Below are 15,590 nucleotides of genomic sequence, written 5' to 3' on the forward strand. Positions count from 1 at the left end.
CACGGCCATTTAAGAGCGTCACCGGTCTCTGATCGATCATGACAGACGAGACCACGCCGGTGATCGCCGCAGCCTACCGAACGCCACAGGGGAGAGACGGAGGCGTCTACGAGGACGTCCGCAGCGAGGACCTCTCGACGAGGCTCATCGACCACACGCTGGCGGAGACGGGACTGACGAGCGACCACGTCGACGACCTGATGTGGGGCGTCGCCCAGCAGCGCACCGAGCAGGACAACAACGTCGCCCGCGTCATCGCGCTCCTCTCGGAGCTCGGTGAGTCCGTGCCCGCGACCTCGATCAACCGCTGGTGCGCCTCCTCGATGCAGGCGATCATCTCCGCGTCGGACGCGATCGCGGCCGGGAATCGGGACTGCGTCGTCGCCGGCGGCGTCGAGAACATGAGCCGCGTCCCGATGGACGGGGACTCCTACCAGCACCTCCACCCGGAGCTGTCGGAGAAGTACAACGTCTTCCAGCTCCAGATGGGAATGACCGCCGAGAAGGTGGCCGAGGAGTACGGGGTGAGCCGCGAGGCGCAGGACGAGTACGCCGCGCGGAGCCATCAGCGCGCCGCCGAGGCGACCGACTCGGGCCGGTTCGACGACGAGATCGTGCCGGTGGAGACCGAGGAGGGGCTCGTGGAGGAAGACGAGGGGATCCGCCCGGACACGACGGCCGAGAAACTCGCGGGACTCTCGCCCGCATTCACGGGCGACGGGACGGTAACGGCCGGGAACTCCTCGCAGATCTCCGACGGCGCCGCCCTGACGCTGGTGACGAGTAAGGCGTTCGCAGAGGACCACGGGCTCGACGTGCTCGCGGAGGTCGGCACGAACGCGGTCGCCGGCGTCGACCCCACCGTGATGGGGATCGGGCCGGTGCCCGCGACCCGGAACCTGCTCGACCGCGCCGGACGGTCGATCGACGACTACGACCTCGTCGAGCTCAACGAGGCGTTCGCCTCTCAGTGCGAGTACGCCCGGCGCGAGCTCGGCGTCGACGCGGAGCGCTACAACGTCAACGGCGGCGCCATCGCGCTCGGCCACCCGCTCGGCGCCTCCGGAGCCCGGCTTCCCGTCACGCTGCTCCACGAGATGGAGAAGCGCGACGCCGACCGCGGGCTTGCGACGCTCTGCGTCGGCTTCGGGCAGGGCGCCGCGATCGAGTTCTCGCGATAGGCCGACGCGGCAGCGGTTTTTTCACCGTTCGGCGCGGTTAAACGAGTATGACCGATCCCGACGCCGACGCGCCCGACGCGGCGGACGACGACGGTCCCGTCGCCGTCCTGCTGGACGTGTTACCGAACGGGCGACCGGACGACGACCGGCCGCCGTCGCGGAAGTCGCCGGTCGCCTACGGCCTCGGGACCGACTCCTTCCGGCTGTACGAGCTCTCGCTCGACGACGAGGCCGACGTCTCCGTGAGCGATCGGCTTGCGCTCGACGGGCCGACGGTCGGCCGGTACCGCGAGGTGTCGTACGACGACCTCACACGGAACGCGGCCGCGGAGGTGGAGTACGCCGTCGAGGAGATCGTCGAGGCCGACGAGGAGCGCTTCGTCGACTTCTACAACGAGGCCGGGCCGATCACCCTCCGCCTCCACCAGCTCAACCTCCTCCCCGGCGTCGGCAAGCAGCTCCGGAACAACGTCCTCGACGAGCGCAAGCGCGGCCCCTTTGAGAGCTTCGCGGAGGTGTCCGAGCGCGTCTCGGGGCTCCACCGCCCGCGGGAGGTGATCGTCGAACGGATCGTCGAGGAGATCCGCGAGGACGACCTGAAGTACAGGACGTTCGCCGGCCGCGAGGAGTGATCCTCGAAACGGGACTTTTACCCGGAGCGCCGGTCTATCGCGGCCATGACCGACCTATCGACGGGTGAGGCCGCGGCGTACGGGGACCGCGACCCCGACGCCCTCGCGCGGCGCGCCGGGGAGCGCGCGAACCCCGACCGCGACCAGCACTTCCTCGTCGACGACCGCGTGCTCGACCGGATCCCGGGGTACCTGCCGGACGACGCGGACGCGAGTCACCTGCTGGAGATCGGCGGGGGCGCGGGCGCGCTCACCGACCGGCTGCTGGCGGCGATTACCGCCGAGGATCGAGACGCTCCCGGCCGCCTCTCCGTGATCGAGCGCGACGGAACCTTCGCCGCCTTCCTCCGCGAGGAGTTCGCGGCCGCGGTCGACGACGGCCTCCTCGACGTGATCGAGGGCGACGCGCTCGACGTCGATATCCCGCCGTTCACCGCCTGCGTCGCCAACCTCCCGTACGGCGTCTCCTCCGAGATCGCCTTCCGACTGCTCCCGGAGGGGAGGCCGCTCGTGTTGATGTTCCAGGCCGAGTTCGCCGAGCGGATGGTGGCGTCCGCGGGCGAGTCGGAGTACGGCCGCCTCTCGGTGTCCGCCCAGCACTACGCCGCCGTCGAGATCGTCGAGCGCGTCCCGAAGGAGGCGTTCGACCCGCAGCCCGCCGTCGAGAGCGCCGTCGTCCGGTGTACGCCCCGCGACCCCGACTACGAGGTCGGCGACGAGGCGTTCTTCCTCCGGTTCGTGAAGGCGCTGTTCACCCAGCGGCGTAAGACGGTGCGGAACGCGATCCGGAACACCGGCCATATCTCCGGGCTCGACGAGCCCGAGGCCGTCGTCGAGGCCGCCGACGAGGAGCTGCTCCGCCGGCGCCCCGGCACGCTGGAGCCGAGCGCGTTCGCCGCGCTGGCGGAGCTGGCCCGCGAGCACGGCGCGCCGACCGAGGTGTGATCGCGGGGATGACGCTCGCAATCGCCCAGTCGACGCTCGCGGACGTCGTCCTCGCGGTCGGCTCGCTGTTCGCCGGTTCGCTCCCCGTCGCGACACTCCCGGAGCTGCTGACCGCCGGCGGCAACGCCACCGGTCCCGTGGGGGGCGTCTACGACACCCTGACCGAGAACGTCAGGCGCACCCTCGCGTCCGTCCTGATCGTCGCGGCCGTGCTCGCCGTGCGGCTGCTCACCGCGTGGGCGAAGCGGCGGGACGGCGAGCTCACCTCGACGCAGCGCCTGCTGCTCTCGGCGTCCGTCGGCGCCGCCACCGCGCTCGGCGCGCTCTCGCTGCTCGCGGTGTGGGACCGCAGCGGCGCGCTCCTCGACGCGTTCGAGGCGGCCGCGATCACGGACCAGCTGTCGAACGTCGTGCTCGCGGTGGTGCTTCTGGCGAGCGCCTACGCCGTCACCGACTTCCTCGGCGGCGTCATCCGCGAGCTCTCCGCCGAGAGCACCGTCCTTACCGACCACCAGGAGGAGGTGGTCCGGCGGCTCACGCAGCTGACGGTGTACACCTTCGCGCTGCTCGTCGTCGTCGGGCTGTTCACCGACAACGTCGGCGGACTCCTCGTCGGCGCGGGATTCCTCGGGATCGTGGTCGGGATGGCCGCCCGGCAGACGCTCGGCGCGGTGCTCGCCGGGTTCGTGCTGATGTTCTCCCGGCCCTTCGAGGTCGGCGACTGGGTCGAGGTCGGGGACCACGAGGGGACGGTCACCGAGATCTCGATCATGAGCACCCGCCTCCGGTCGTTCGACGGCGAGATGGTCACGCTGCCGAACGACGACGTGCGGTCGGGGTCGATAATCGACCGGTCGCGCCGGAACCGCCTGCGGATCGAAGTCGAGGTCGGCGTCGACTACGCGAGCGACCTCGAGCGCGCGGCGGCGGTGATCGAGGAGGCGATCGCCGGCGTCGACGACGTCGCCGCGATGCCCGAGCCGGACGCCGTGACGAAGCGGTTCGACGACTCGGCGGTCGTCCTCGGCGCCCGGTACTGGATCCGGAACCCGAGCATGCGGAAGCGCTGGCGCACGCAGACGGCCGCGATGGGCGCGATCAAGTCCGCGCTGGACGACGAGGGGATCGTCATCCCGTTCCCGCAGCAGACGCTCTCCGCGCGGGAGGAGGGCACGTCCGGACCGCAGCTCGACGCGTCGGTCGAGGGGAGGGCGGCGACGCGAGGGGACGGCAACCGGAGCGACGGCGACGAGACGGCCGACGGGTCGGGTGACGGAGGCGGCGACGCGACTGCCGGGTCCGGCGACGACGGCGAGGGGGCGGACAAGTGAGCGACCCGGACGACCCGGAGGGAGACGCCGACTCGGGGTCCGACCTCGCGGCGCGCCGCGGCGTCGACGACGCGGTCGTCTACCAGCCCGCCGAGGACTCCGGCCTCCTCGCCGAGGCCGCGGTCGAGGCCGCGCGCGGTCGCGTGCTGGAGGTGGGCACCGGTTCCGGCTGGGTCGCCGCGCGGATCGCCGCGGAGCGCGACCTGGACGTGGTCGGCGCCGACCTCAACCCGCACGCGGCGCGGCAGGCCCGCGAGCGCGGGGTCGAGGCCGTCGTCGCCGACCTCTGCGCCCCGTTCCGCACGGACGTGTTCGACACCGTCTGCTTCAACCCGCCGTACCTCCCGACCGACCCCGACAACGAGTGGGGCGACTGGATGGAGCACGCGCTCTCGGGCGGCGAGTCGGGCCGGGAGCTGATCGAGCCGTTCCTCACCGACGTGGGGCGCGTCCTCGCGCCCGGCGGCGTCGCCCTGCTGCTCGTCTCCTCGCTGACCGGCTACGAGGAGGTGCTCGCGCTGGTCGACGAGGCCGGCTTCGAGGCCGAGGCCGTCGTCGAGGAGTCGTTCCCGTTCGAGACGCTCACCGTGTTACGGCTCGAACGGCGGGAGTGAGTCGATTTCACCCGCCCTTCGGGACTCCCGCCGCCGGGTCGACGCGCCGCACCTTCTCGCCGTGCTCCCCGAATCGATCCGGGTGAACCACGGCCGCCAGCGCCTCCAGCGTGTCGACGACGCGGTGGCTGTGGCGGTTCAGGTAGGCGGTGCCGTCCATCGCGTACACCCGCCCGCCGCGCACCGCCGCCACCTCGCCGATCGACTCACGCTCCAGCAGGTCGAGGGCCGCGCGCTCGGCCTCGCCGACGTCGGCGCTACAGGGACCGACGACGACGACCTCCGGGTCGAAGGCGCGGAGCTCGTCGGGGGTCACCTTCCGGGACCGCTCGCCCGACGCGACGACCCCGGGCTCCCCGCCTGCGAGCCGGATCAGGTCGGGGACCCAGAGCCCGGCGTGGCGGAGCGGGTCGGTCCAGTCGAGGACGGCGACGCGGGGGCGGGAGCCAGTCGACGGAGTCGCGTCGGCGACGGCGTCGATCCGGGCGTCGAGGTCGTCGCGGAGCGCGACCGCGGCCGACTGGCGTCCGACCGCCTCGCCGACGCGCTCGACGTTCGCGAGGACGTCGTCGAGGTCGTCGGCGTGGACGTCGAGCACCGTCGCGTCGAGGTCGAGCCGCTCGACCGCCCGGCGGGCGAGCCCGGCGTCGAGCGCACACACCGCGCAGACGCCCTGCGTGAGGATCACGTCGGGGTCGACTGCGGCGAGCCGGTCGCCGTCGAGGTAGTAGGTGTCGTCGTGCGCGGCGATCCGGTCGAGCGCCGCGGGGTCGAATTCGAGGTCGCGGACGAGCCCGGTGAGGGTCGGCCGGTCCTCGACTGCGGGCGGGTGGTCGCACTGATGGGAGACCGCGGCGGGGACCGCGCCGAGCGCGGCCGCCAACTCGGTCGCGGAGGGGAACAGGGAGACGACGCTCATGGGGATCGGTCCCCGAGCAGCGGCTTAACCGTTCGGCCCCGCGGCAGATAATAACCATTGAGCATAATATACATTAGCAAATATTATACGGCGGCATATCGAACGACTGGTGATGACTGAACGTGTCGCGGCCACGCCGGGGCTGTATCCGCTCCCGGACTGGGCGAAAGGGACGCTCTCGGACCTCAAGGGCCACCAGAAGGGGGACCTACTGAGCGGCGACGAGAGCGAAGCGATCGTCGAGCAGTACGACGAGGTCCGCGCGGAGTTCGTCGACGACCAGCTGGACGCCGGCCTCGACCGCGTCGTCGAGGGGCAGGGCCGGTGGGACGACATGATCGCGCACCCGCTGACGGTGCACGATTCGGTCGAGACCGGCGGTATCGTGCGGTACTACGACAACAACAACTTCTACCGCGACCCGCGCGTGGTCGACGACCTCGACTTCTCCGGCGACGTGGCGCGCGAGCTGGAGTCGGCCGAGCGGCTGATCGACGGCGAGGCGCCACTCGCCGCGACGCTGCCGGGCCCGTACTCGCTCGCCGACCTCGCGAGCGACGAGCACTACGGCGACGAGGCCGCGTTCCAGGCCGCGATCGCCGAGTTCCTCGCCGGCGAGGTCGAGGCGTTCCCCGCCCACGAGACGCTGTTCCTCCTGGAGCCGTCGCTGGTGACGAACCCGCCCGCCGAGGGCGCGGAGTCGACGGCGACGGACGCCATCGCGACGGTCGCCGACGCGACCGACGCGGACGTCGTGGTCCAGACCTTCTACGGCGCGCTCGGCGAGAAGCTGTACGCGCACCTCGTCGACGAGGCCGGCGCGGACGCGCTCGGCTTAGACCTCGTCGCCGGCGACCGCGACGACACGGTGTACAACGTCCAGGAGTTCGGTTCAACCGACTCGCTCGCGCTCGGCCTCGTCGACGGGCAGAACACGCTCGTCGAGGAGCCGGAGACGGTCGCGGAGCGCGTCGAGTGGTTCGAGTCGCAGATCCCCGCCGAGGGGTTCGACCGGACCTACCTGACACCGAACACCGAGCTGTTCTACCTGCCCGCCAACAAGTACCGCGCGAAGCTGAACGCGCTGGCCGCCGCCGCGGAGGTGCTCGACTAATGGTCCGAAACCCCGAAGCCAACCGCGAACAGTTCCGCCCGAACGACCACCCGAACGACGCGTTCCTGCTGACGACCGTCGTCGGCTCGTACCCGAAGCCGAAGTGGCTGAACCGCGCGGACGAGCTCGTCGACGACCCGGACTCGAAGTTCGACGCCGAGGACCTCGAGGAGGCCCACGACGACGCCTGTCGGCTGATCACCCACGAGCACGAGCGCGCCGGGCTCGACACGGTCGTCGACGGCGAGATGCGCCGCAACGAGATGGTGGAGTTCTTCGCCGACCGCATCGACGGCTACGAGTTCAACGGCCCGGTGAAGGTGTGGGGCCACAACTACTTCGACAAGCCGTCGGTCGTCGAGGAGGTCACCTACGACGAGCCGTGGCTCGTCGACGAGTTCGAGTTCACCTCGGACGTCGCCGAGCGCCCGGTGAAGGTCCCCATCACGGGACCGTACACGCTCGGATTCTGGGCGTTCAACGAGGCGTACCCCTCCACCGAGGAGCTCGTGTACGACCTCGCCGACCTCGTCAACGAGGAGGTCGAGAAGCTGGTCGAGGCGGGCGCGCGCTACATCCAGATCGACGAGCCCGCGCTGGCGACGACGCCGGAGGACCACGCTATCGTCGGCGAGGCCCTCGAACGCATCGTCTCCGGCATCGACGAGGACGTCCGCATCGGGCTCCACGTCTGTTACGGCGACTACTCGCGGATCTACCCCGAGATCAACGACTACCCGATCGACGAGTTCGACGTCGAGCTGTGTAACGGTGACTTCGAGCAGATCCCGACGTTCACCGACCCCGAGTTCGAGCCCGACCTCGCGCTCGGCGTCGTCGACGCCCACACCGCCGAGATCGAGTCCGTCGAGGAGATCAAAGAGAACGTCCGGCAGGGGCTCCGCGTCGTCCCGCCGGAGAAGCTCACGATCTCGCCCGACTGCGGGCTGAAGCTCCTCCCGCGCGAGATCGCGTACGGGAAGACCGAGAACATGGTGACCGCGGTCCGCGAGATCGAAGCCGAGATCGATTCCGGCGCGATCGACGTCGAGAACCCGCTCGACGACTGAGGCGGCGCTGTTGAATTTTCATTTCGATACCGTTCCCGCTGAGCTAGCCGCTGGGCTCCGACTGCGTACTGACCGTCGGAAAATATCAGTTCAGCGAGGTTTGTCGGTAGCTGTGCGAGATGCAACGCACGTATGTGGCACGTTTTGATTGATCGATAAGAGTTGCTTACGCGTAGTAGAGGATTTCTTACTTTATGAGCCCACGATCAACAATCTTTCACCTTGTCTCGCAACCGAACTATCGGGTTATTCCTTCTCGTCACGCTCCTGTTCGGGTCAGGGTTCCCAGCGGTGAAGACCGGCTTGTCGTTCATCCCGCCACTGCTGTTCGCAGCGGCCCGGAGCTACCTGGCCTCCGCGGTTTTGTTGGTCTACGTCGGTGTGACGACGGAGTACTGGTATCCCCGTTCTCGACGAGACCTGACCGCGGTGTTCGCCGGGGGGCTGTTTCTGGTCGGCGGAACGGGTATCGGCTTCGTGGCCCAACAGTTCATCACTGCCGGTGTCGCTGCGATCATCTTCAGTCTCGCCCCGATTATTACCGCGGTGCTCGCGTGGCCGCTCCTCCCGGCCGAGCGACTGGCCGGCCGCGACTACGCCGGTGTACTGCTGGGCTTCGTCGGCATCGCCGTCGTCATCCGTCCGGACCCCGCAAGCCTCCTTGACCCGGAACTCGTCGGAAAATTGCTCTTCTTCGGCGCCTTGGTGGTCGTCGAACTCGGGGCCGTCCTCATCCGGCGTAGCCGGACGTCCATGCCGATCCCCGCCCTCACCGGTTGGATGATGATGCTCGGGGGGACTGTCCACATCGTGATCGCATTCGCAGTCGGCGAATCAATTGCCAGCATCCAACCGACGCCACTGGCAGTGGTGATGGTGATCTATCTCAGCGTCTTCATCGGCGTCTTCGGGCTCGTGGCGTACCTCGTGCTGATGGGCGAGGTGGGCCCGTTAAAAGCGAACCTGACGACGTATCTCACCCCTATCGTCGCCCTGGCGATCGGGGTGGTACTGCTGGGCGAGAGCATCCAACTCATGACGCTCGTCGGCTTCGGGATCATCGTCGCCGGGTTCGTGCTCTTGGAGAGTCGGGAGATCAGTGCCGAACTCATCAAGTACCGCAGCCTGTACCGGTGAAATCGCCGGTCAACCAAGCAACGAAATTCTATCAGCGATTACAGAGCGTTCGTCGTGAATCGAAGGGACACCCGGTGCTGCATAGAGCCTCTATATTCAGCAGCACGTTACTGACAGTTCCTGAGTAGATGACGATCCGGTATGATACAGCGTTCGTCTGTACCGAGCGATCGAGGGAGATAGCTATCAACTGAATCTCAACACGTCCACCGAATCGGCGCCATCATTTATACGACCGCCGTCCCCACCGCCGACATGGAGATCGGTCTCACCGTCGGCGACGACCTCGACCGCCTCGCGGCGTCGCCCTCCCGGTTCGACTTCTGCGAGCTCGGGGTCGGCGAGCCGACGCTCGTGCCCGGCGACATCGACCCCGAGCGGCTCGACGACGCGCTCGCCGGCCGCGACCTGCTCGTCCACCTCCCCTACAGCCAGCGGCTGGCGAGCTACGTCCCAGAGGTGAACGACGCCATCGTCGCCTACCAGCGGCGGCTCCTGGAGGCGGCCGGTGGCTTGGGTGCCGAGAAGGCGGTGCTCCACGCGACCTCCGCCGACCGCGACGACGTCGAGTTCCGCGAGGTCGCCGCCGAGCAGCTCCGCCGCGTCGCCGACGCCGGCCGCGAGGCGGGCGTCGAGGTCGTCGTCGAGAACGTCGGCCACCAGCACGCCGGGCTCCAGCTCTCCGTCCTCGGCGAGATGGCGCGCGACACCGACACCCCGGTCTGCTTCGACGTGGGGCACGCGTACATGGAGGGCGGCGACAAGGCGATCGAGCGGTTCCTGCGCTCCCACGGCGACCGCGTCTCGCACCTCCACTGTCACGACGTGCGCCGCCGGGGCGACACCCACCTCCCGATCGGCGCCGGCGAGGTGGACTACGAGAGCGTCGCGGCCGAGATCGACGGATTCGACGGCACAGTCGCGCTGGAGGTGTTCACCGACGACGACGCTCTGCTCGTCGACTCCGCGGAGCGCGTCGCGGCCCGGCTGGGAGCAGAGTTTTAGTGATGGCCTCGTTAAAGCCCTCCACTACGAATCGGGTTCGGGTTCAGTTGGGGAGGTAAAACTCCGATTTTGGGTTGTCGTGCGAGGAGGCGTTCCTGAGTTTGGCGATCTTCGCAGGGCTTCGGTCGCGAACGATGACAACGTCGTAGGAGTCCTCCGCCGCGACAGTTCCCGCGACGCTGCTCACTGCGGTGACGAGATGACCGGCGTTCTCGCTCCCGAGGAAGACCATTGACGCGTCTTCGTCTCGCGCCACCCTTCGCAGACGTTTCGAGATGGTACCGGAGGGAGCGTACCGATCGACGACTTTGTGACGGAAATCGGCGCTCGGACACAGGTCAGTTACCTGGTTATGTAACGTCGAAACGACGGATGCCAGATCGAACTCCTCGTCCCGTTCGATCCAGTCGCGTTCCCTGGCGTACTCCCTATTCCCATTCGGGATGACGCTCACGGCCAGCACGTCTTCGTCGAACACGCTCCCGAACTCGGTGGCACGGACGAGCGCTGCTTCGGCCAGTCCCGATCCGTCGAACGGAACGACAATTGTCATACCTCTGTATTGTCCGGTGTACGAGAATGTCTTCCGGTGTTTCCCGCCAACGAGAAACCGACAATATCGTGCAATCCACCGTGTAAACACCGCCGGTGCGGCCGTCAGGCCGATTCGGGGTCGGTGTCGTCGTCCTCTCCTCCGTCGTCCGCAGCCTCTCCGTCGGCGCCCGTGGCCTCTTCCCCGGCGTCCCCCGACTCGTCGTCGAACTGGCGCTTGATGGACTCCAGTTCCGACTCGACGTCGACCTCGGGCGCGCGGTCGTCGCCCGAGTCGTCCGCCTCACCGTCTCCGTCGCTCTCGCCGTCCGCGTCCGGGTCGGTCACGTCGATCCGGACGCCGCGGTCGTCGCCGGCCGAACCGGTGGCGTCACCGCCGCCGGTCTCGCGTCGTCGCTCCTCGCTCCGCCCGTCGGGCCGGTCCCGTCGTCCGCGACGCGCGGCGTCGGCCTCCCGGCGGCCCTCCTCGATCCGCGACTCGATCTCGGCGGTGAGGTCGCGGGCGTCCTCGATGATCGAGCGGGAGGCGGCCTCCTCCGGAAGGTCGGCCTCGGAGAGCGCCGTCCGGAGCTCCGAGAGCGACCGCGCGAGGCCGGCGCTCGCGCCGTCGCGGACGTCGGCGAGGCGGTCGGCCGTCGCGTCGGAGTCGTCGGCGAGGCTCCGACCGGGGTCCGCGAGCCGGAGCGTCCCGCGGAGCAGTTCGAGCGACTTGATCGTCGTCTCCAAGAGGGCGATGATCGTCGGGATCGTGTACTGCTCGGTGAACCGAAGCAGCTCGGAGAGCCGGGGCGGCCGCGGCGGCCCCGGGCGGTCGCGTTCCGTGTCCCGGAGGTCGCGCCGAAGCTCGCTGAGGACGTCCTCGAGCTCGTCGAGCCGCTCCTCGAGCTCGTCGTCGCGTCGGTCGTCGCGGGAACTCATACCGCGTGGTACGCGGCGCGCGGATAAAAAGCCCGGCCGGCGCCTCCGCGTCGGCCTCAGTCGAACCGGCCGCGCCGGTACTGCACCGGCCACTCGACCTCCGCGCCGAGCTCGTGGGCGGCCTCGAGCGGCCAGTAGGGGTGCCGGAGCATCTCGCGGCCGAGCGCGACGAGGTCGGCCCGGCCGTTCCGGACGAGCGCGTCGGCGTGGGTCGGCTCCGTGATCCCGCCGACCGCGGCGACCGGCACGCCGGTCCCCTCGCGGATCGCCTCGGCGTACGGCACCTGGTACCCCGGACCCGTGCCCGGGAGCCGCTGGTCGGGGTGAATCCCGCCGCCGGAGACGTCGATCAGGTCCGCGCCGGCCTCGGCGAGCAGCGGGGCCAGCCGCACGGAGTCGTCGACGTCCCACGAGTCGCGGTCGGGCAGCCAGTCGGTCGCGGAGATCCGGACGAACACGGGCTTGTCGTCGGGCCACACGTCCCGGACGGACGCGACGACCTCGCGGAGGAGTCGCGTCCGATCCTCGAAGCTCCCGCCGTACGCGTCGTCCCGGTCGTTGGTGACCGGCGAGAGAAACTGGTGGAGGAGGTAGCCGTGGGCCGCGTGGACCTCGGCGATCTCGAAGCCGGCGTCGAGCGCGCGCGCCGCGGCGTCGGCGAACGACTCGATCACGTCGTCGACGTCGTCGCCGTCCATCCGACGGGTCGCCGCGGGCTCGACGCCCTCCGCGCGGTCGCCGTCGGGATACGGCGCGTCGGTCGCCGATACCGTCTCCCACCCCGCCGGGTCGGCCGCGGGGATCGGGTCGCCGCCCTCGGCCGGCGGGCGGTGGGAGCCCTTGCGGCCCGCGTGCGCCAGCTGGATCCCGGGCGTCGCGCCCTGCGACCGGACGAAGTCGACGATCGGCTCGATCGCGTCGGCGTGCTCGTCGGACCAGATCCCGAGACAGCCCGGGGTGATCCGGCCGCGCTCCTCGACGGCGGTCGCCTCGGTCATCACGACGCCGGCGCCGCCGACCGCGCGGGAGCCGAGGTGGATCCGGTGCCAGTCGTTCGCGAACCCGTCGTCCGCGGAGTACTGGCACATGGGCGACAACATTACGCGGTTCCGGAGCTCGGTGTCGCGCAGCGTCAGCGGCGCGAAGAGCGAATCCGTCATCGTCGGAGGGACGGCCGCCGCCGGGTAATGCGCTCCGATTCCCCGCGCGGATCACCGCGACCGCACCGGCGCGCGGATCGGCGCCGTCGGGGGATCCCACTATTTTAGGCCGACCGAAACCTATAACCCCCCGTACCCCTGACGGAGTGGTAATGAGCACTGGGGACCGGATCGAGCGCGGCGCCGAGGAGTCGGCGGACGCACGGCCGATCGTCGCGGCGAGTCGCTGCTCGCCCGACCGAACCGTCTTCACGGAGCAGGGGAACACCGACGCGTGGATCGCGACGGACCTGACCGTCGAGTTGGAACGCTAGCGCCGCACGACCGACTCCGCCCTCTCTTTCGACACGCCGACCGTACAGCCGGTCGCTCGCTCAGAGCAGGCCGGAGACGAATCCGAGCCCCATCGCGACGAGGACCGCGGCCGAGAAGACCGGGAGGTACGGCGCGTACCGTTCGACCCGCTCCTCGTGGCGCTCGTAGCCCGCGATCAAAAGCAGCGTCAGGCCGACGATGCCGGCGATGACCGTGAGCGCGTACGCCGTCATCAGTTCGATACAGTGCGTCGAGCCCGCACAGAGGGCGATGATCTCGAACTCCTCCTCGTGTGCGAACCCGAGCACGAACGCGAACCACGCGATCCCGAGGAGCCCGCGATCGGCGGCTTCGGCGGGGCTCGCGCCGGAGTGAGTGTGATCGTCGTGATCGTGTGAGTGGCCTCCCCCGTGGTCGTGCGAGTGATCGTCGCCGTGTTCGTGCCCGTCACCGTGCGAGTGTCCGTGCCCGTGCGTGTACTCCCGGACCCCGAGTGCGATGAGCAGGATGCCGGCCACGAGGCTGACCGGACCGCCGATCTGCACGTCGCCGAACACGGCGATCGGCTCGTTGACCCGCGTGAGCTCGAAGTACTCCTTCGCGTAGAAGAAGATCCCCACCATCGCGACGCTGCTCACCAGGTGGCCGACGCCGATGATCAGGCTCGCGGCGAGCCCGTACGTCCACTTGTGCGTCCGATCGAGGGCGTAGGAGGCCGCGACGGGCCAGCCGTGGCCCGGCTCGACGCCGTGGACGGCGCCGAGCGCGACGGCCCCGAGGAGCAGTCCGGTCGCGTCGCCGTGGAGCATCGTCGTCGACTCCGAGCGATCGGAGGATAACCGTTGTTACTACCGGATCCGGGGAAGCGTAATACTCGGGACTCTTGTGCGGGCGCGGCGAAGCCGGACCCATGCGAACGAGCGTCAACGTGCCGGCGGACCTCCGCGACGAGTTCGACCGGGTCTGGCGGGAGGAGGGACTCGACAACCGCTCGCGGGCGGTCCGGGAGGCGATGCGCGAGTACGTCGAGTCGCACGCGCGGCTCGAATCGATGACCGGCGAGGTGGTCGCGCTCGTCGGCTTCGACTACCGCCACCACGACGTGATCCGAGAGCTCCACGGCGTCCAGCACGCGTACCAGGACGTGATCCTCAACACCAGCCACACCCACCAGGGGGAGTGGTGTCTGGAGTCTTTGTTCTGCCGCGGCGAGGCCGCGCGCGTCCGCGACCTGAGCTACCGGCTCCGCGACTTCGACGCGGTCAGCCGGGTGAAGGTCATGGTCATCCGCGACCGCGGGGAGTGAGCGGGTTCGCGACGGCGGGGCGCGTCGCCGCCGAGCGGCTACTCGACGTCGGGCGCGCGCTCGCCGGCCAGGACGACGATCTCCAGCCAGTTCTCCTCGGGCGGGAGCGGGCAGGCGAACGTCTCGCTGTACGCGCAGAACGGGTTGTACGCGAGGTTGAAATCGAGGGTGACGACGTCCCCGTCGGCGATCTCCCCCTCCGGCTCCAGCTCCATGTACCGGCCCTGGTGGTACGTCTGCTGGCCGGTCGTCTTGTCGCGGAACGGGACGAATATCGCGCCGTCCTCGCCCTCCTGTCGATAGCCGGCGAGCGCGTGCTCCTCGCCGTTGACCTCGAAGGAGAAGGTGACGACCCGGAGGTACCGGACCGGGTTGCTCGCGGTGGTCTCCATCTCGACCGGCTCAGGGTCGTCGTGGACCGTCACGGTCGCCTCAACGCGGTAGTCGGCGTCGGGCGGGAAGTAGTCGAGCCCGTCGAACCCGTCGCGGTGCTCGGGCGGGATCGGCGACTGCGGGTGATCGGCGAAGAACTCGTCCTTCTCGCGGCGGTTGGCGCGGAGCCGCTCGGCGTACTCGTCGGTCATACGCGGCGAGAGGAGCGCCGGCGGTTTCAGGGCCGCGGTTCGGGCGGGTCGGCGCCGAAACCAAGGGCGTCCCGCGCCGGGGCGCTCACAGCGCCTGCAGATCGGCGAGGCAGTCGTCCAGGTCGCGGGTCGACGTCGCCAGCGAGAAGCGGTCGACGCGCGCGAGGTCGGCGGCGTGGTCCCAGAGGTCCTCGGCCTCGATCCCGTGGAGGACGACCGCGTTCGGCGTCGGGCTCACGACCCGCAGCGCGACCAGCGGCGACTCGCCGCGAGTCACCCCCGTGAACACGAGCGCGCGGTTCGTCGACTGCCCGTAGAGGCGGTAGAACTCCTCGCTGGAGAGCCGCGTGATCGCCTCGATGGAGTTGATCACGGTGTGGCCGTTGACGTGATCCTGGTCGCCGCGGACGATCTCCGTGGCGTCCATCGCCTCGTAGAACTCCTCGACCGGCACCGCGGTGGAGTACTCGCGGAGGTCGTGGACGATGTCGCTCTCGAAGCCCGCCGAGAGCACGCGGGCGTACTGGCGGAGGCGCCCGCCGCCGCGCCGCTCGTCGATGTCGAGGAGGCCGTCGACGATCCGGCGCACGACGCCGATACCCGGGCTCTTCCGCCGCCCGCTCTCGTAGTCGGAGATCACCGACGAGGAGACGTCGAGCTGCTCGGCGAGCTCGGTCTGAGAGACGTCGAAGTCGGTCCGCCACTTCCGGAGCGTCGCCCCGGGGTCGTCGCTGAGCGTTATCTCGCCGGCGATCCGGCGGGAGAGCTCCTCGCGTGCGTCGCTCATTAGGCGGTCCGAAGGCGGAG

General features: G+C 69.6%; 18 protein-coding genes. 11 read left to right on the plus strand and 7 right to left on the minus strand.

Going from position 1 to position 15,590, the window contains the following annotated elements:
* Nucleotides 1-38: 38 nt before the first annotated feature.
* The 5 genes from FGM06_RS03185 (at nucleotide 39) to FGM06_RS03205 (ending at nucleotide 4,703) form a co-directional block, all read left to right on the plus strand.
* A complete protein-coding gene (locus FGM06_RS03185) occupies nucleotides 39-1,181 on the plus strand; it encodes a thiolase family protein (protein WP_144797470.1) in 1,143 nt (380 codons plus the stop codon).
* 47 nt (nucleotides 1,182-1,228) lie between these two features.
* A complete protein-coding gene (locus FGM06_RS03190; protein WP_144797472.1) occupies nucleotides 1,229-1,813 on the plus strand; it encodes a DUF655 domain-containing protein in 585 nt (194 codons plus the stop codon).
* Nucleotides 1,814-1,858: 45 nt separating this feature from the next.
* Complete coding sequence (locus tag FGM06_RS03195) at nucleotides 1,859-2,758, plus strand: 16S ribosomal RNA methyltransferase A (RefSeq protein WP_144797474.1); 900 nt, start codon at nucleotides 1,859-1,861, stop codon at nucleotides 2,756-2,758.
* 209 nt (nucleotides 2,759-2,967) lie between these two features.
* Complete coding sequence (locus FGM06_RS03200) at nucleotides 2,968-4,089, plus strand: mechanosensitive ion channel family protein (protein ID WP_394348615.1); 1,122 nt, start codon at nucleotides 2,968-2,970, stop codon at nucleotides 4,087-4,089.
* The gene (locus FGM06_RS03205) at nucleotides 4,086-4,703 is read left to right on the plus strand and encodes a HemK2/MTQ2 family protein methyltransferase (RefSeq protein ID WP_144797478.1); all 618 of its coding nucleotides are present in this window, start codon (nucleotides 4,086-4,088) and stop codon (nucleotides 4,701-4,703) included. The genes FGM06_RS03200 and FGM06_RS03205 overlap by 4 nt, the downstream gene beginning before the upstream one ends.
* A 7-nt stretch (nucleotides 4,704-4,710) precedes the next feature.
* Here FGM06_RS03205 and FGM06_RS03210 read toward each other — a convergent pair whose 3' ends face one another.
* Complete coding sequence (locus FGM06_RS03210; RefSeq protein WP_144797480.1) at nucleotides 4,711-5,622, minus strand: ABC transporter substrate-binding protein; 912 nt, start codon at nucleotides 5,620-5,622, stop codon at nucleotides 4,711-4,713.
* Nucleotides 5,623-5,734: 112 nt separating this feature from the next.
* Here FGM06_RS03210 and FGM06_RS03215 point away from each other — a divergent pair, with 112 nt between their 5' ends.
* The 4 genes from FGM06_RS03215 to FGM06_RS03230 all read left to right on the plus strand — a co-directional run bounded on the left by FGM06_RS03215 (nucleotide 5,735) and on the right by FGM06_RS03230 (nucleotide 9,948).
* The gene (locus tag FGM06_RS03215; protein WP_144797482.1) at nucleotides 5,735-6,736 is read left to right on the plus strand and encodes a 5-methyltetrahydropteroyltriglutamate--homocysteine methyltransferase; all 1,002 of its coding nucleotides are present in this window, start codon (nucleotides 5,735-5,737) and stop codon (nucleotides 6,734-6,736) included.
* The gene (locus FGM06_RS03220; protein WP_144797484.1) at nucleotides 6,736-7,806 is read left to right on the plus strand and encodes a methionine synthase; all 1,071 of its coding nucleotides are present in this window, start codon (nucleotides 6,736-6,738) and stop codon (nucleotides 7,804-7,806) included. The genes FGM06_RS03215 and FGM06_RS03220 overlap by 1 nt, the downstream gene beginning before the upstream one ends.
* A gap of 222 nt (nucleotides 7,807-8,028) precedes the next feature.
* Nucleotides 8,029-8,943: a DMT family transporter gene (locus FGM06_RS03225; protein WP_144797486.1), complete on the plus strand. Its 915-nt coding sequence runs from the start codon at nucleotides 8,029-8,031 to the stop codon at nucleotides 8,941-8,943.
* Between the two features lie 255 nt (nucleotides 8,944-9,198).
* On the plus strand, nucleotides 9,199-9,948 hold the full coding sequence (locus FGM06_RS03230; RefSeq protein WP_144797488.1) for a sugar phosphate isomerase/epimerase family protein: 750 nt from the start codon (nucleotides 9,199-9,201) through the stop codon (nucleotides 9,946-9,948).
* Nucleotides 9,949-9,991: 43 nt separating this feature from the next.
* Here FGM06_RS03230 and FGM06_RS03235 read toward each other — a convergent pair whose 3' ends face one another.
* From FGM06_RS03235 to FGM06_RS03245, 3 genes are all read right to left on the minus strand, one after another.
* Complete coding sequence (locus FGM06_RS03235) at nucleotides 9,992-10,501, minus strand: universal stress protein (RefSeq protein WP_144797490.1); 510 nt, start codon at nucleotides 10,499-10,501, stop codon at nucleotides 9,992-9,994.
* 104 nt (nucleotides 10,502-10,605) lie between these two features.
* Nucleotides 10,606-11,418: a DUF7547 family protein gene (locus FGM06_RS03240; RefSeq protein WP_144797492.1), complete on the minus strand. Its 813-nt coding sequence runs from the start codon at nucleotides 11,416-11,418 to the stop codon at nucleotides 10,606-10,608.
* 56 nt (nucleotides 11,419-11,474) lie between these two features.
* Nucleotides 11,475-12,578 (minus strand): NADH:flavin oxidoreductase/NADH oxidase, encoded by a 1,104-nt coding sequence (locus FGM06_RS03245; protein WP_144797494.1) that lies wholly within the window; start codon nucleotides 12,576-12,578, stop codon nucleotides 11,475-11,477.
* 152 nt (nucleotides 12,579-12,730) lie between these two features.
* Between FGM06_RS03245 and FGM06_RS15940 the strand changes: the two genes are divergently transcribed.
* Nucleotides 12,731-12,892, plus strand: a complete 162-nt coding sequence (locus FGM06_RS15940; RefSeq protein WP_186310955.1) for a hypothetical protein — start codon at nucleotides 12,731-12,733, stop codon at nucleotides 12,890-12,892.
* Between the two features lie 60 nt (nucleotides 12,893-12,952).
* Here the strand turns inward: FGM06_RS15940 and FGM06_RS03250 are convergent, their stop codons facing one another.
* Nucleotides 12,953-13,702, minus strand: coding sequence for a hypothetical protein (locus FGM06_RS03250; protein WP_144797496.1), 750 nt, complete (start codon nucleotides 13,700-13,702; stop codon nucleotides 12,953-12,955).
* 101 nt (nucleotides 13,703-13,803) lie between these two features.
* Between FGM06_RS03250 and FGM06_RS03255 the strand changes: the two genes are divergently transcribed.
* Complete coding sequence (locus tag FGM06_RS03255; protein ID WP_144797499.1) at nucleotides 13,804-14,199, plus strand: CopG family ribbon-helix-helix protein; 396 nt, start codon at nucleotides 13,804-13,806, stop codon at nucleotides 14,197-14,199.
* 38 nt (nucleotides 14,200-14,237) lie between these two features.
* Here the strand turns inward: FGM06_RS03255 and FGM06_RS03260 are convergent, their stop codons facing one another.
* Together FGM06_RS03260 and FGM06_RS03265 are read right to left on the minus strand one after the other, a co-directional pair.
* On the minus strand, nucleotides 14,238-14,783 hold the full coding sequence (locus tag FGM06_RS03260; protein WP_144797501.1) for a DUF1684 domain-containing protein: 546 nt from the start codon (nucleotides 14,781-14,783) through the stop codon (nucleotides 14,238-14,240).
* A gap of 85 nt (nucleotides 14,784-14,868) precedes the next feature.
* The gene (locus FGM06_RS03265; RefSeq protein ID WP_144797503.1) at nucleotides 14,869-15,570 is read right to left on the minus strand and encodes a helix-turn-helix domain-containing protein; all 702 of its coding nucleotides are present in this window, start codon (nucleotides 15,568-15,570) and stop codon (nucleotides 14,869-14,871) included.
* Between the last annotated feature and the right edge of the window lie 20 nt (nucleotides 15,571-15,590).

The organism is Halorubrum depositum (genome assembly GCF_007671725.1).
GTDB classification, from domain to species: Archaea; Halobacteriota; Halobacteria; order Halobacteriales; family Haloferacaceae; genus Halorubrum; species Halorubrum depositum.